The 14,374-nt window shown below is 56.7% G+C and carries 11 protein-coding genes; 3 read left to right on the top strand and 8 right to left on the bottom strand.

The features are described 5' to 3' along the window. Nucleotides 1–4: 4 nt before the first annotated feature. The gene (locus Q0510_RS06735) at nt 5–643 is read right to left on the bottom strand and encodes a response regulator transcription factor (protein ID WP_298709414.1); all 639 of its coding nucleotides are present in this window, start codon (nt 641–643) and stop codon (nt 5–7) included. Between the two features lie 246 nt (nt 644–889). Here Q0510_RS06735 and Q0510_RS06730 point away from each other — a divergent pair, with 246 nt between their 5' ends. Further along, the gene (locus Q0510_RS06730; protein WP_298709412.1) at nt 890–1,765 is read left to right on the top strand and encodes a hypothetical protein; all 876 of its coding nucleotides are present in this window, start codon (nt 890–892) and stop codon (nt 1,763–1,765) included. A 146-nt stretch (nt 1,766–1,911) separates the two neighbouring features. On the opposite strand, the gene Q0510_RS06725 is transcribed toward Q0510_RS06730, so the two are convergent. Further along, on the bottom strand, nt 1,912–7,203 hold the full coding sequence (locus tag Q0510_RS06725; protein WP_298709411.1) for a glycoside hydrolase family 44 protein: 5,292 nt from the start codon (nt 7,201–7,203) through the stop codon (nt 1,912–1,914). A gap of 359 nt (nt 7,204–7,562) precedes the next feature. On the opposite strand from Q0510_RS06725, the gene Q0510_RS06720 reads away from it, so the two are divergent. Continuing rightward, nucleotides 7,563–8,549: an ABC transporter ATP-binding protein gene (locus Q0510_RS06720; RefSeq protein WP_298709409.1), complete on the top strand. Its 987-nt coding sequence runs from the start codon at nt 7,563–7,565 to the stop codon at nt 8,547–8,549. A 3-nt stretch (nt 8,550–8,552) separates the two neighbouring features. Here the strand turns inward: Q0510_RS06720 and Q0510_RS06715 are convergent, their stop codons facing one another. The 6 genes from Q0510_RS06715 to Q0510_RS06690 all read right to left on the bottom strand — a co-directional run bounded on the left by Q0510_RS06715 (nt 8,553) and on the right by Q0510_RS06690 (nt 13,722). Then, the gene (locus tag Q0510_RS06715; RefSeq protein WP_298709407.1) at nt 8,553–9,443 is read right to left on the bottom strand and encodes an SMP-30/gluconolactonase/LRE family protein; all 891 of its coding nucleotides are present in this window, start codon (nt 9,441–9,443) and stop codon (nt 8,553–8,555) included. A 45-nt stretch (nt 9,444–9,488) separates the two neighbouring features. Next, the gene (gene trxA, locus Q0510_RS06710) at nt 9,489–9,791 is read right to left on the bottom strand and encodes a thioredoxin (RefSeq protein ID WP_298709405.1); all 303 of its coding nucleotides are present in this window, start codon (nt 9,789–9,791) and stop codon (nt 9,489–9,491) included. 9 nt (nt 9,792–9,800) lie between these two features. Next, the gene (locus Q0510_RS06705) at nt 9,801–10,316 is read right to left on the bottom strand and encodes a thioredoxin domain-containing protein (protein WP_298709403.1); all 516 of its coding nucleotides are present in this window, start codon (nt 10,314–10,316) and stop codon (nt 9,801–9,803) included. A gap of 8 nt (nt 10,317–10,324) precedes the next feature. Beyond that, nucleotides 10,325–10,789 carry a redoxin domain-containing protein gene (locus Q0510_RS06700; protein WP_298709402.1) on the bottom strand — a complete coding sequence of 155 codons (465 nt, stop codon included), beginning with the start codon at nt 10,787–10,789 and terminating at the stop codon, nt 10,325–10,327. Nucleotides 10,790–10,871: 82 nt separating this feature from the next. Further along, nucleotides 10,872–12,761: a gamma-glutamyltransferase gene (locus tag Q0510_RS06695; RefSeq protein WP_298709400.1), complete on the bottom strand. Its 1,890-nt coding sequence runs from the start codon at nt 12,759–12,761 to the stop codon at nt 10,872–10,874. Between the two features lie 88 nt (nt 12,762–12,849). Continuing rightward, nucleotides 12,850–13,722 carry a fatty acid desaturase gene (locus Q0510_RS06690; RefSeq protein ID WP_298709399.1) on the bottom strand — a complete coding sequence of 291 codons (873 nt, stop codon included), beginning with the start codon at nt 13,720–13,722 and terminating at the stop codon, nt 12,850–12,852. A 184-nt stretch (nt 13,723–13,906) separates the two neighbouring features. On the opposite strand from Q0510_RS06690, the gene Q0510_RS06685 reads away from it, so the two are divergent. Beyond that, nucleotides 13,907–14,374, top strand: a 468-nt coding sequence (locus Q0510_RS06685) for a hypothetical protein (protein ID WP_298709398.1), incomplete at its 3' end; no start/stop codon positions are given.

Below are 14,374 nucleotides of genomic sequence, written 5' to 3'. Positions count from 1 at the left end.
TATATCAGCTGGCAAGCCCGAGTTCCATGGCTTTGCGCACGAGCGCGGCGGTGTTCTTCACATCCAGCTTCTGCATGAGGTTGTAGCGGTGGTTTTCGATGGTGCGCACGCTGAGGGAGAGCTTATCCGCGATTTCCTGGTTGCTCAGCCCCTGAGCTATATATCCCAGGATCTCCTTTTCGCGCCGCGTGAGGGAAGGAGCGTAGCGGCTGGGCTTGCGCTGGATGATCTGCTGGAACATCTGGTCTTTCAATTCATTATGCACATACTGTTCGCCGGCCGTCACGGTATCGATTGCCTCGCGGATCTCGCGGCTGCCGGCAGTTTTCAGTAAATAACCCGCCGCGCCGTTCTGGAACGCAGTGCGGATGGTATGTTTATCCTCTACATTCGTGAAAATAATCACCCTTACAGCCGGGTAATCCGCCGATACCCTCCGGCACAAGGCCAACCCGTCCTGCCCCGGCAACTGGATATCCAGGAAAAGCACTTGCGGGGCCTGCACCTGCAGCCCGCCGAGCAGCTGGTCCCCGTTTTGCCAGGCGCCCGTCACGGAAACGTCCGGGAAACCCTGCAGGATCATCTGCAAACCGTTAAGAATGGCCGGGTGATCGTCCACCAGCGCGATGGTGATGCTGTTCATGCGAATCGATTAGTCGGCGTAATATTAAGGGTTTCCCCGGAGATATGAAAGAATTCCCCGCAGCCGCGCAAATCTGGCGCGAATTATGCATTCTTCATTAATAGCAACGTTTAAGATCGAAATATGCATTCTAGTTTGATATGTTAAACCTGTCATAACGCTTAAACCGGGGAATTATTCCACCGTCTAACTTTCAAAGAACTAAAACCAGCACGTATGAAAAGGGTATTTGCAATCTTAGCTGTGATGACCGCTTTTACGGCTTTCAAACCGTCTCCCGCCTCGGCGCAGGTGCAGGTGAGTGTCAATATCGGCATTCAACCCGCCTGGGGCCCCGTGGGTTACGATTACGCGGAATACTATTATTTGCCAGATATAGATATTTACTACTACGTTCCCACGCAGATGTACGTCTATTTCGATTTCGGCCGCTGGATCCACACGCGCTACCTCCCGGCACGCTACCACTACTACGACTTCTACAGAGGCTATAAAGTAGTGATCAACCACCGGGACCCATGGCGCTACCACCGCCGCCACATCAGGGAATATTCCCATTACAGGAATAACTACACCCAGGTGGTTTGGCGCGACCGCGACCGCAATCACCGGTACGATATCCACGGCAACTCCCGCCCCGCCCCGCGCCGGGAATACGTTGGCCGCGATAACGACCGCCCGGGCTGGAATAACAACAGCCGCCCGGACCGGAACAATAACGCTGTCCGCCCGCGCCCCGACAGGAATAACAACGGGCGCCCTGACCGCGTCAACAACGGGAACCGTCCCAACCAGCCGCGTCCCGATTGGAACATCAGCCGACCGAGCCAGCCGCGCCCCGACAGGAACGATAACAACGTGACCCGTCCCAGCCAGCCGCGCCCGGAATGGAACAACAACCGCCCGCAGCGGGATCGTAATCAAAACGCCAACCGCCCGAGCCAACCGCGCCCGGACAGGAACATCAGCCGCCCGCAGCAGCAGCGGCCCGACAGGAACAACAGCATCGGCCGCCCGGCTCCGCGCAGGGAATTCCAGCAGAGCAATGGTAATAACCGGGGCAATTCAGAAAGAAGATTCGCCCGTGAGACATCCCGTGGCAATGGCCGTGATAAAAAATAATTTTAGTCAGGGGTTAAGACAGGAACAAAACCTGTAGTGTGTGAGAAAACCGCCGGAAACGGCGGTTTTTACGGCTTCATAAGTGTCATAAGCAAAAGGGGCTGTATCCGAATGGATACAGCCCCTTTTCATTTCCGTTTACAGTGTTACCTGACAATAACCACCGGCCGGGTTTGTTTATCCTTTTTCGAACGTACCTGCACGAAATACATGCCCGCCCTGAACTTCGCTGCGGGAATGTATTGGTTGCCCTGCGGAGCGGTCAGCACCTGGCGGAACCAGATCCTGCCGAAGAGGTCCATTACGGTCAATTCCATTTCATCACTTTCCGGGATCACGTATTTGACGCGGAAGCCTTCCTGCGCGGGGTTCGGGTAGATCCATAACGATTCCCGGCTGGCGGCCACGAGGATGGTGAACTGCGCGGTGCAGCCCGTAACCTTATCGTTGACGGTTACGGTGTAAACGCCGGGTGGGCGCTGGGTGAGGTCTTCGGTGGTCGATTTGTCGGACCAGCGGTATTCGTAATCCCCGCTGCCGCCGTTTACGGAAATATTGATATTGCCGTCCTCATCCGCAATGCCAACGATGTGCAGCGGGTTGGTGGTGCCGCCGACTGTCGCCGTTTGCGTGTTGTCGAAGCCGCCGCTGCCCGTCACCCGGATCGTGTATTGGCCGGGGGCGAGGTTGCGGAAGGTGGATTGCCCGGCCGGGTTTTCCCTTCCGTCGATGAAATACCGGAATGCGGCGGGCGCGCCTTCACTGAGTTGCACCGCAATCACGCCATTGGCGGCGCAGGCGGCGTTGGTGATGGTGAAGGTGACCGTGGGATGGACGGGCCGCGTAATGGTAAATGTTTCGCGCAGCACGCAACCCGTTTGTACATCCGTCACATCCACCCAATAATCTCCGTTCGGCAACCCGTTCACGTCCTGTGTAGTGGCGTTGTTGGACCAGCGATAGGTGAAATCCCCGCTGCCGCCGGTGAGGCTGATATCGATGTTGCCCAGTTGTGCGTTGATCTGTGATGTGATCACAACGTCGTTCATCCATCCGTCCACGATCACCAGCTGCTCTTTCGAAAATCCGTTAACACCTGTGATCCGGATATCGTACATGCCTCCCTGGAGCCCTGTGAAAACGTTCGTTGCCGCTCCGGCGGGGTTGCGCACGCCGTTGATGAAATATTGGTACGGTGCGGCGCTGACGCCGGTCGTGCGCACCACGATCGTTCCGCCCGCCGCGCAGGTGGCATCTGCATCTGTAAAAGTTACATCGGGCCCGGTGCGCGTGATGTTGAAGGTGATGGCCGTAACGCACTGCGTTTCGCGGTCGGTGACTTCCAGCTGGTAATTGCCGGAAGGCATGCCCGTGAGATCTTCCTGGGTGCTGCCATTCGACCAGTTGAACCGGAACCTTCCGCTGCCGCCTTCCATCGTGATGTCGATGTTGCCGTGATGATGGTCGGTAACATCACGGATTACCATGTCGTTAAGGTTTCCGCCCATCGTAACGTCCTGCGAGAAATCGAAACCACCGCCACCTGTTACCCGGATCGTATAAACACCCGGCGCAAGTTGTGAGAACATGTTGTTGTTGATGCCTTGCGGGTTGGCGTTTCCGTTGATGAAATACTGATATGTTCCGGATGCATTGGCAACCGTAGCCGTGATGATCCCGTTGGGGAAACAATTGGCGTCTTTCACATGGAAAGTTACGGCCTGTGCGCGCGTTACCGTCGCCGTACCGCTGAAGGTGCAACCGGTGGTGTTGTCGGTCACGTTTACTTCGTAATCGCCGGAAGGTACATTGGTAAGATCTTCCGTGGTGGTGTTGTTGGACCAGCGGTAGGTGTAATTTCCGCTGCCGCCGGTAATGGTCAGATCGATGTTGCCGGTTTGATTATCGACTGACAGCGAGCCCTGCAGCCCGTTGCCACCCGTCAATACGATGGATTCGACGTACACAAAACCGCCGTCACCTTCGATCCGCAGGTCGTATGTTCCCGCAGTGAGATTTTCGAATAAAGGATTTGCCTGGAAGGCGGATGCGCCGAGGCGGTAGCGGTAATTGCCCTGTCCGCCGGTCACCTGTTTCACTTCGATCTTTCCGTTATTGCCGCAGGTGGCGGCTTGTGTTTCGATCTGTACATCGGCCACGGGGCTTCCGCTCAGGTAAATATCATCGAGCTGCACGTGTGTGCCAAGATCGGGCAATCTTTCAGAGAGCAATCCCATCCAGGCGATTTTTGCCGGGTTGATGGGAGAATTGGCCAGCAGGTCCGCAATGGGGATGCGTACGTTCTGATAATTGCCGGTGTAGGAAGTTAGGTATCCGCCGGCTTTCAAACCCAGCACCTGCGTGCTTTCGCCGAAGCGGTCCTTGAAATAGATCTGCAGGTCGAAGTCGGTGCGGCCGCCGCCATTGGGTACCAGCACGGAAAAGTTGAGATATCTTTTTTGGCGCACGTCGATCATCCTGGCATCATTGAACTCTGCCAGGTCCCAGGTAACGTAGGCATAGGGCTCGGGATTAGGTTGAAGATGTGCGCGCAGGCTGATGGGGCCTTTGTTGCCGCCGGTTTGCGCTACGAAGATCCGGGATTCCGGGTTGCTGGAAGCTTCGGCCACGCCTACGTTTTTGGTGTCGCCGTCCCAGATGATGTCGGACGAAGCGGGGCTCCAGACGTAATAATTCGCGGAGCCTGCTGCCGTGTTCCCTTTCGCATCCGTAGCGGTGACGTTGATCGTACGCGGTCCGGGTGGTGCTGCCTGCGGAATGGTGAAGGTAGCAGTATATCGGCCGTTGTCCGGCGTCATGGCCTGGTTGTTGGCGCCGCCGATAGAAGAAAGATCCGCCGTTACAGACCGGAGATCGTTGTTGGGATCGGATGCAATGGCGCTGATGGTAACGGGCGTCGTGCCGTCGGCAAATCCCTCACCCGGCTGTATGCGCACATCGCGCAGCTCGGGTTGTACCGTGGGATTGTCGTAGGGAACTGCGCGCACATCATCTATCCATACTTCAAAACCATCCTGCGCGGTATTTACGAGGAAGTTGAATTGCCACAACCGCGACAAATCGAATCCGGAGCCGGTGAACAGGTCGGTGAATGGGATTTTTACTTTGGTGAATTGCGTGGGGTGGAAGGAAGAAATGTAGCCGTTCGCCTTTAGCTTGACCGTGTTGGAAACGTTCATATTGGCGCTGGCGTCTCTCACGCTAAATTCAATGTCTGCATATTCCGGCGCATTGGAACGGATGTAAAATTCGAGATACCCGAACTCGCTCACGTCGCGTGCATTCGCCGCGTTGGGATCGATGCGCCAGGTCATGAGGCTCCAGTTGTTGGGATCGTGTTTGAAACGGAGATAAAGGCTCCCGGGATCGGTATTGCCGCCGGATGCCCTCCGTTCTATCTGTTGCACGCCTGCCGACTGGTCACTGGGATCCGCGAAGCGCTCTCCTTCACCGCCACGGATAGCATCGCCGTTCCAGATGTCGGTAGATGCTACATCCTGGATCACGCGGTAGGTCACATTGCCTTTCACGCTATGCCCTGCATCATCCACCGCAGCAATTTCCAGCAGTTTCAATCCCGACGGCGTACCTGCCGGAACGGTAAACCGGATGGAATATTGATCGCCGTTCCGTGCCATCGGCGTATTCGCCTGCCCACCCACGGGCCGCAGGTCAATGGTGGGTGTCTGCATATCGTTATCCGAATCTGTAATCGTCGCCGAAACGGTGAACTCCGCATGCCCGTCGGAATACCCGACAGCTGGCGCGATCGTAAGGTTCGTGATATAAGGGTATACGGTGAGATCGGTTTCCGACAGCACCAGGTGGTACACGGTCATCGGCGGTAGCTTCACCTGGAAAGAATTGTTTTGGATCCCCCGCACATCTTCAAGCCTACGCACCAGCGGACTGTTCCTGTCAACCGCGTATACCGACGCACTCTGGTAAGCGCGCGCCCCTGAGAATGCAACCGTCGCGATCACAGTGTCCGTCACGCTGCGGTTAATGGCGATGGCGTGCAGGTACTGATCGTTCCCGGCGTTGACGGAAGCGTACACCGCACTGAGGTTCCGGTTGTCGGTCTGCGCGCTCACGGCCGTGTTGCCGTATTTGGCGCCGTTGCCGTCGTAATTGCAAAACAGGTCGAACCCGCTCTGGATATAACCCGTCACCGCGCCCCAGTAAGTGGCCAGGTACACGCCGTTGGCCCCGAAGGCGCCGAGCGCATCCGCCTGGGCTACGGTCCCGGATACGTGGCTGGTGCCGCCAAAGCTATATTCCGTAATCCCGAGTTTGGTGCCGGGATAGAAGTCGTCCGTCATTTCATGCAGCTTCGGCAATACCGGGAATATCCCCCCGTTGGATGCGTCCTGCACCCAGGTGTTCTCGTGGTAGGTTTCATCCCACAACGAGCGGGACATCTCCACGCGCGCGGCCACTGAATTGTCATCGTTATCGTCATCGAAAGGGCTCATGCCCCCAAAGCTGCGGTGCTGCTGCGGATACCAGTGCACGTCGAGCACGTCCAGCAGGCGCCTGCCGGCGGTTTGACTGCGCTCGCGCATCTTGGCGAGATAATAATGCAGGAAGATGGCGTAGTTGCCGCGCACCTGCTCCCAATCGGGCGCGAATTGCAGGTTCTGGTAGGCGGTGTAACCCCAGAGGGCAGGACCGTACACCTCGGCGGTGGGGTCCATTTCCTTCACCAGCTCGGCCGTTTCATACGATTTCGTCATGAGGTAATTCACCGTCACGCCCGTGTGCCCGAAGAGGCGGGGATGCGTGTCGAACCAGATGCAGGGCTCGTTGTCCAGCGAGTAGGCTTTGATGCCGGTGGCGGTATTGCTGCGGTTGTAGCGGTTCAGGAGGAAGTGCAGTTCCTCATCCACATACACCGCATTGTCATTCACGTCGGGGGTGAGGGAAAGCTGTCCGCCGGGCTTGCGTGCCACTACCTGCGCCCAGCGGGGCGAGGGAGCGCTTTCCGCGGCGGTTACGTCACTGTTCTTGTCTTTGGCCACATATCCGGCCATGGGCAGCGTGGCGAGTGAATACGCGCCCTGCTGCAGCGATTGGTTATGAAACGCAACGAGCGCCGATCCCGGAACGTCGTATTGGTCCCAGGGCGTATTCCATTGCGCGGGCACATAGTTGTCGCTCTGGTGGAACCAGTCGCGGCCGGCGTTGCTGGCGTTATTTTCCCAGTTGTAACCCGTGAGCCGGTTGCCGCCCATGCGTTTGGCGGTGGCGTGCGGGTAATGGTCGTTGGTCCCATACACGAGCGGACTGATCGGCTTCCGGTTGGCGGCCGATGCGTCGATGGTGAACCTGACATTCCGGACGGCCTGTGCAGCCGCGTCACCGGTACTGGCAAGGGTCAATAAGGTACAGGTTACAATTGTGTAGAATGGTTTCATGAGAGATGGTTGAGGTCAATAAAACGTTCCGCGGAACGGTATGGAGCCCGTTAGGTATAATGAAAAATGCACATGCAAATTACATGGATTGGAGGGGGCAACTAAACGGCTTCCGCCGGGATGTCGTTATTCGTGGCTGAAGCCTTCACGGATGATTTTGAAATGACGGATGCGCCTGCCGGACCGGAAGTCAGCTTCCACAAACGGCACCGCGTGAAAAAGGGCAGACGCAATTAATTGAGATTCTATGGGTTAGGAGAAGCGAAAAAGCCTTCCGGAAGCAAGTCCCGGAAATGTTTTTTCTTTATGATCCGGAAATGGAACGCGCTTTGCAGTAACCGGCCGGCAATTTTGGGATTATGACGTTATTACAAGTTTCAGATATATCGAAAAAAGACAAACTGGGATTCGAGCTGCAGCCTTTGTCTTTTAAAGTGGAGAATGGTCAGAAAGTAGCGATAATGGGCGCATCGGGATCGGGGAAAAGCACCTTGCTGCGGATCATCGCGGGATGGGCGCAGCCGGACGACGGAACAGTGCTGTTTGAAGGGGAGAAAGTCTGGGGGCCGGATTACCGCCTCATCCCCGGCCACCCAGGTATTGCATACCTCTCGCAACATTACGAGCTGCGCAACAATTACCGCGTGGAAGAGCTCCTGGGCTACGCCAATCAGCTCAGCGACGAAGAAGCCGGCAAACTGTTCGAGATCTGCCGCATCAGCCAGTTCCTCAAACGGAAAACCGACCAGCTGTCGGGAGGGGAGAAGCAGCGCATCGCCCTGGCGCGGCTGCTCGTTACCAAACCTAAGCTCCTGCTGCTCGACGAACCGTATTCCAACCTCGACCTTATTCATACCCGCATCCTCAAATCCGTGATCCGCGAATTAGGGGAAACATACGGCATCACCAGCCTCCTCGTGTCTCATGACCCCGACGATGTGCTGCCCTGGGCCGATCAAATCATCATCCTGCGCGACGGGCAACTGGTACAGCAAGGCGCACCCGCGGAGGTCTACCGCCAGCCGGCAGACGCCTATGCAGCAGGGCTCCTGGGCGAGTTCCAGCTCTTTCCGCCTGACAAGGCGAAAGTTTTCGCGCTCATGCCCGGGATCGTTATCAACGGGCGCAGCCTTATGGTGCGGCCGGAGCAGTTCCGTTTGGTGAACGACGGCAGCGAAGCCATCAAAGGCGTGGGGAAGGAAGTACTGTTCGGCGGAAGCTATCACGATGTGGTGGTCGAAGTGCCGGGCAACCTGCTGACCGTGCGCACCACCGCGCCGCAGCACCAGAAAGGCGATGCGGTGTTTGTGGCTTTGTCGTCGAAGGGTATCTGGTTTCTTCCTTAAAAATTATTCCGCTCCCTTCACTTTCATTTCTACGGTGTAAATAGCGGTGGACGCAGTGAGGAACAGGATATTCCTTTTCTTGCCGCCGAAGCAGGCGTTGGCGGTCCATTTTTCCGGGACGTCGATATGCCCGATCTGCTGCCCCTGCGGGTTGTAGATGAAAACGCCGTTGCCGCAAAGGTAGAGGTTGCCGCGCTCATCGAGCGTGATGCCGTCGCCGCCTTTGTTGGTGAATAACATCCGGTTGCCGAGCTGGTTGTTGGGAAGGATGTCGTACCTGTAGATTTTATCGTCGCCGATATCCGCAACATAGAGGTACTTTCCATCAGGCGTGCCCACGATGCCGTTGGGTTTCACGATATCGTCGGCCACCACTACCGGCGCTTTGGCGCCTGCGGGCAGGCAGTAGACTTTCATCCCTTCTATCTCGGGTTTCTGGCGGGTCCAGTAGTTGCGTTGATAGTAGGGGTCGGTGAAGTAAATGTCGCCGTTGGGATGGATCCAGAGATCATTGGGGCCGTTGAGTTTCTTTCCCTCGAAATTATCCACCAGCACGGTGTGCTTGCCTTTGAGCGAGAAGGACCACAGCTGGTTGTCGGCATCCGCGCAGGCGAGGATATTTCCTTTCTTGTCTACATACAAACCATTCGCCCGGCCGCTCTGGTCGGTGAAAAGACTAAGCTTTCCTTTCGTATCGTATTTCCAGATGGTATTGTTGGGCTGATCGGTGAAGTAGATATTGCCTTTCCGGTCGGGTGCGGGGCCTTCCGTGAATTTGAATTGTTTGGAAACGAGGACGGGTTTGGCGCCGTCTGCAACGAGCAGGTGCGTTGAATCGGATTGGGCATTGGCCTGCAGGGCGGCCAGTAAGAAAAGGGCGGCGGCTAGTTTCATGTGGAATCTTATTTCCGTCAAGATAATAAAATGCCGGCACCTTTCCTATACGGATGCGGCAGCCTGCAACTGGCGCAGCAGGCTCCCCTTGTCGATCATGCCCGCATGGCGCCAAACTACCTGGCCCTTGCGGAAAATGATGAACGTAGGTACTGCGCTGACATTGAAATGTTGCGCGGCCTGCTGGTTCTTGTCGATATTTACTTTCACTACCCTGGCTTTCCCTTCCACCGCCTGCGCCACTTCTTTGACAACGGGCGTCATGGCATGGCAGGGCTGGCACCAGTCGGCGTAAAAATCCACCAGCACGGGTTGTTCGGAGTTTATCAGGTCGTTGAATGCGCTCATAACAGGGATTTAAAAAGTGAGGGAAGCCATGAGCGATTCTTCGTCATAGCTGCCGTTGTATTTTTGCCCGTTGATGAAAAACGAAGGCGTTCCGTTCACGCCGCTTCTCACGCCGCTCTCGAAATCCGCATCTACTTTTTCTTCCAGCGCGGGGTCCTGAATATCGTTTCTGAATTGTTCGAGATCGATACCGGTTTTTTGCGCGATGGCGAACAAGGTTTCAACAGATAAATTATCCTGGTTTTGGAAGATGAGATGGTGCATTTCCCAGAACTTTCCCTGCCTGCCTGCGGCCTCCGCCGCGATGGCTGCTGATTTGGCCAGGGGATGGGATTCCGACAAGGGGAAATGGCGGTACACGAACTGCAGGCCGTTGCCCATTTTCCGGATGATGTCTTCAACTGCCGGGAACGCGTGCCCGCAATGGGAGCACTGAAAATCGCCGTATTCCACCAGCGTAACGGGCGCTCCTTCCTTTCCCCGCACATGATCCTGCGGGCCGGGCGGCGGTGTGAGTTTTGCCATAGATCGATTTATTTTTTTGCCTGAATTTTTTCCAGTGCGTCGAGGATACCGTCTGCACCAGGATTAACAGCGGGAGGCGATAAAAAGTTCCAGCGGATGATACCGTTGCCATCGATCACATACAACGCGCGGTGGCATTGGCCTTCCTTTTCATCGTAAGCCTCATATGCTTTCGCCATGGCGCCCTTCGGCTCGAAGTCCGCCAGCAGCGGGAAGTGCAGGTTGCGCGACTGCGTATAGGCCATGTGGCACCACTTGCTGTCGACCGATACACCAAGTATGGAAGCGTTCTGCTTGCGGAACAACTGCAACATCTCGTTGTACAGCGACATCTGGTCGCCGCAAACCGGGCTCCAGTCTGCCGGGTAAAACGCCAGGATGAGATTTTTGCCCTGGAAGTCCTGCAGCGAATACCGCTGATCGGGCGTAGAGAAAAGGTTAAAATCCGGTGCCGGGGTGCCAATCGTTAACATGCCGCATGATTTTGGTAAATGTACGACCAAAAAGTATACCGGCATTCCGCGGTCCTTTCATTGTGCGTTGTTTTCCACGATGTTACCACCCGATCCCGTAATCCTCGCCATGATTGCTGCTGCCACCCCAGAGGGATTTGTGCAGGGTGTCGAAGAAGATGGCGTTGATGGGGCCGCTGGTGCGGGCCGCGTAGCTCAGCGTATAGCCCATGGCTTCTAGGGCGCGGCGCGTGCTGTCTGGCGTGGTGTTGGCTACCAAAATGCTCCCGGATTTAGGGACCCTGTCCTTCACCGCCGTTCCGCCGAGCGACAGCCAGAGCTGGTTGCTGTTGATATTGGCGGCTTCCGTGGCTTGCTGCACCGTCATCCCGAATTCCACGACGTTGAGGAAAAATTGCAACAGGTTCTGGTCCTGCGTGTCGCCACCCTGTACGGCGAAGGAAAGGAACGGCCTGCCGTTTTTCAGCGCCATGGAAGGCGTCAGCGTAACGCGGGGCCGCTTGCCCGGAGCGATCACGTTGAATGGGTTCATCACCGAATCCAGTACGAAGCTCTGCGCCCGCTGGCTCATACCTACGCCCGTGCGCCCTGCGATGCAGGCGGGCAGCCATCCGCCGCTGGGCGTGATACTGACAACCCATCCTTCCGCGTCGGCGGCTTCCACGCTGGTGGTGCCGCGCCAGAGGCGGTCGTGGTAGGAGCTGTCGGCCTGCCGGTACGCCACGGCGTCATGTTTGGGAACGAAGTGGCCGGGTTGCTGTTGCTGCGTGGTATCGGTGAGGGAGCGCCTTACGTCGAGGAAACGTTTCCAGGGGTTGCGGCCGTTCTGGAAAGGGTAGGGGTCGCCGGGCTGCACGTCGGGCGCGTTGCGTTTGGGGTCGATGGCTGCGGCGCGCTGGCGGGCGTAGGCTGTGCTGAGGAGCCCTGCGATAGGGGGCTTCAGTGCGCCGTACGGATCGCCGTAGTAGAAGTCGCGGTCGGCGAAGCTGAGGTTCATGGCCTGGTACACCGTATGGATGTATTGCGGGGAATTGTATCCCATCGCTTTCAGGTCGAAGTTTTCGAGGATGTTGAGCGCCTGCAGCAGCACGGGGCCCTGCGTCCATTCACGGAGCTTGTAAACGCCGATGCCTTTGTAATCCACATGCAGGGGCTCTTCTTCGATAACGCGCCAGTTGGCGAGGTCCTGCATGGTGATGAGGCCTCCCTGCTCCCGGGCGCCCCGCACAAATTCCTGTGCGATATCGCCTTTGTAGAACCGGTCGTAGGCAGCCATGATCGCTGCTTTGCGCGACTTGCCGGCACGGAGGGCCGCCGCTTCCGCATCCACCATCTTTTGCAGGGTGGCGAGAAGGTCGCGCTGCACGAAGATCTCACCTGCTTCCGGCGCTTCGCGCGATTGCCCGGGATGCGTGAGGAATACCGCCTTGCTGTACGGCCATTGCCTGATCCATGATTTGCCGCGTTCGATGCTGTTGGCCGTCTGCGCGTCGATCGGGTAGCCGGCGGCCATTTCCATGGCGGGCTGCAGTACCTCGGCGAGGCTCCTGGTGCCATATTCCGCCAGCATGTAACAGATGCCGCCGGGCGTGCCGGGAGTGACAGCGGAAAGAGGTCCGTATTCGGGTGGGAAGGCGTAGCCTTTGCTTTTATAAAACGCCGCGGTGGCGCCGGTGGGCGCAACGCCCAGCGCATTGATGGCGATTACTTTACCTGTTTTCGGGTGATAGATGAGCGCCTGCGTTTCCCCGCCCCAGCTGAGCACGTCCCACATGGTGCATGTAGCGGCGAGCATGGCGCAGGCGGCATCCACCGCGTTGCCGCCCTTTTGAAAGGTCGCGGCGCCGGCAGTGGCGGCGAGGGGCTTGCCGGTAATGGCCATCCAGTGGCGGCCGTGGAGCGGTGGCTTTTGGGTTTGCTGCGCCGTTGCGGTCGCAGACAGGAGCAGCAGCAGGATCAGGAAACGTTGCATATGGCTAATTTAATCAAACAGCAGGGAAAATAACAGGCATAAAAAATCCCCCGGCACAACACCGGGGGATCACTAATATATCGATTACTTAAGCTGCTACTTTATTATTCTCCCGTATTTTCTCCGGAACGCCGTGAATATCCCACACGAGCCCGACCCAGCCCAGCATTTTGATAATATAAAACGTGATGTCGATTTCCCACCAGTAGAAGCCCTGGCGCGTAGCGCGCTGGTAGTAGTGGTGATTGTTGTGCCAGCCTTCGCCGAGGGTAACCAGCGCGAGGATCAGGCTGTTCTTGGATTCGTCGCCGGTCTTATAACGCGCCTTGCCCCATTTGTGCATGAGCGAGTTGATGGTGAAGGTGCCGTGGAACAACAGGATCGTGCTGAGGAAGAACCCGATGAACAGCGTGGAAAGCCCCGCCGACCAGTCGAACCAACCCGCGCCGTTCACTTTGTTGCCGATGAAATACACCACCACCGCGAGGATCACGGGCGGAACGAAGTGGTATTTATTCAGCCAGAACAGCTCTTTATGTTTCATGTCTTTGATGAGATCAAAACGGGTTTCTTTGTGTTCCTTGTCCATGATCCAGCCGATATGGGCATGCCAGAAGCCGTAGATCTTGGCGGAATGCGGATCTTCCGGGGTATCGGAATGTTTGTGGTGCACGCGGTGATTGGCGGCCCACCACAACACGCCTTTCTGGAAACTGCTCTGCGCGCCGCAGGCAAGTAAGAACTGGAAGAAACGGGAAGTTTTATACGATCGGTGTGAGAAATATCGGTGATAACCGCCGGTTACAAAAAACATGCGCACGAAGTACAACACAGCGCACAAAATCCAGTCGAAAGCAGTTACATGTGTGAAAAAGGCCAGGAACGGCACAAGATGCATCCCGATAAAATCCATTTCATGCAGCCAGTTCGTACCCTTTTTGGGTGTAATGGTGGTATTCATCCGCCAAAATTACGGTCAGATTTATAAATCCGCAATGATTTCAATCAACGGGATGATAGTGATTTAACATTGTTTTAACGATTTTTTTCGAAGAACTAGTAATACTGCCTATTGACCCGGGGTTTGACGGTGAATAATTTTGCGGAGAAATCACCATCATCATAACCATTTTATAACCCCAAAAATGAAACGAATCAGCGTATTCTTGCTGGCGGCAGCCCTGCTGTCTGCCTGCAACCACCACAAGCGGCATGAAGACACCCCTGTGCCCCAGACCCCGCAAAACCCCCAGGAGCCCCAGGGCCCCAAAGGCGCCGTCCGCCCCATCGGTACCCCGCTCGGAACAGCCGTTACCAAAGAAATAGGCCCCCAGGGCGGCGAAATCGCATCGGCCGACGGCAAACTGCGCATCACCGTGCCCGCGGGCGCCGTGGCGGCCAATACCACCTTTTCCGTAGAGCCCGTCACCAACACCCTGCCCGGCAGCCCCGGGATCGCCTATCGCCTCAAACCCGAAGGCAAATTCCCCAAACCCCTCACCCTGCAATTCACTTACAACACCACCGACCTCGACAGCACCGACGCCGAAGCCCTCTTCATGGCCTTCCAGCAGGCCGACGGCATCTGGCGCATGGTCACCCGCACACAGCTC

The sequence above is a fragment of the uncultured Chitinophaga sp. genome (genome assembly GCF_937874145.1).
In the GTDB taxonomy this organism is placed as follows: Bacteria; Bacteroidota; Bacteroidia; order Chitinophagales; family Chitinophagaceae; genus Chitinophaga.
Note: the sequence above shows the minus strand (reverse complement) of the source record. Positions and strands in the feature narration are given on the sequence as shown.

Coding starts and splice junctions, on each gene's coding strand:
- Q0510_RS06735 (WP_298709414.1), bottom strand. CDS start 643: ATGAACAGCATCACCATCGCGCTGGTGGACGATCACCCGGCCATTCTT.
- Q0510_RS06730 (WP_298709412.1), top strand. CDS start 890: ATGACCGCTTTTACGGCTTTCAAACCGTCTCCCGCCTCGGCGCAGGTG.
- Q0510_RS06725 (WP_298709411.1), bottom strand. CDS start 7,203: ATGAAACCATTCTACACAATTGTAACCTGTACCTTATTGACCCTTGCC.
- Q0510_RS06720 (WP_298709409.1), top strand. CDS start 7,563: ATGACGTTATTACAAGTTTCAGATATATCGAAAAAAGACAAACTGGGA.
- Q0510_RS06715 (WP_298709407.1), bottom strand. CDS start 9,443: ATGAAACTAGCCGCCGCCCTTTTCTTACTGGCCGCCCTGCAGGCCAAT.
- trxA (WP_298709405.1), bottom strand. CDS start 9,791: ATGAGCGCATTCAACGACCTGATAAACTCCGAACAACCCGTGCTGGTG.
- Q0510_RS06705 (WP_298709403.1), bottom strand. CDS start 10,316: ATGGCAAAACTCACACCGCCGCCCGGCCCGCAGGATCATGTGCGGGGA.
- Q0510_RS06700 (WP_298709402.1), bottom strand. CDS start 10,789: ATGTTAACGATTGGCACCCCGGCACCGGATTTTAACCTTTTCTCTACG.
- Q0510_RS06695 (WP_298709400.1), bottom strand. CDS start 12,761: ATGCAACGTTTCCTGATCCTGCTGCTGCTCCTGTCTGCGACCGCAACG.
- Q0510_RS06690 (WP_298709399.1), bottom strand. CDS start 13,722: ATGAATACCACCATTACACCCAAAAAGGGTACGAACTGGCTGCATGAA.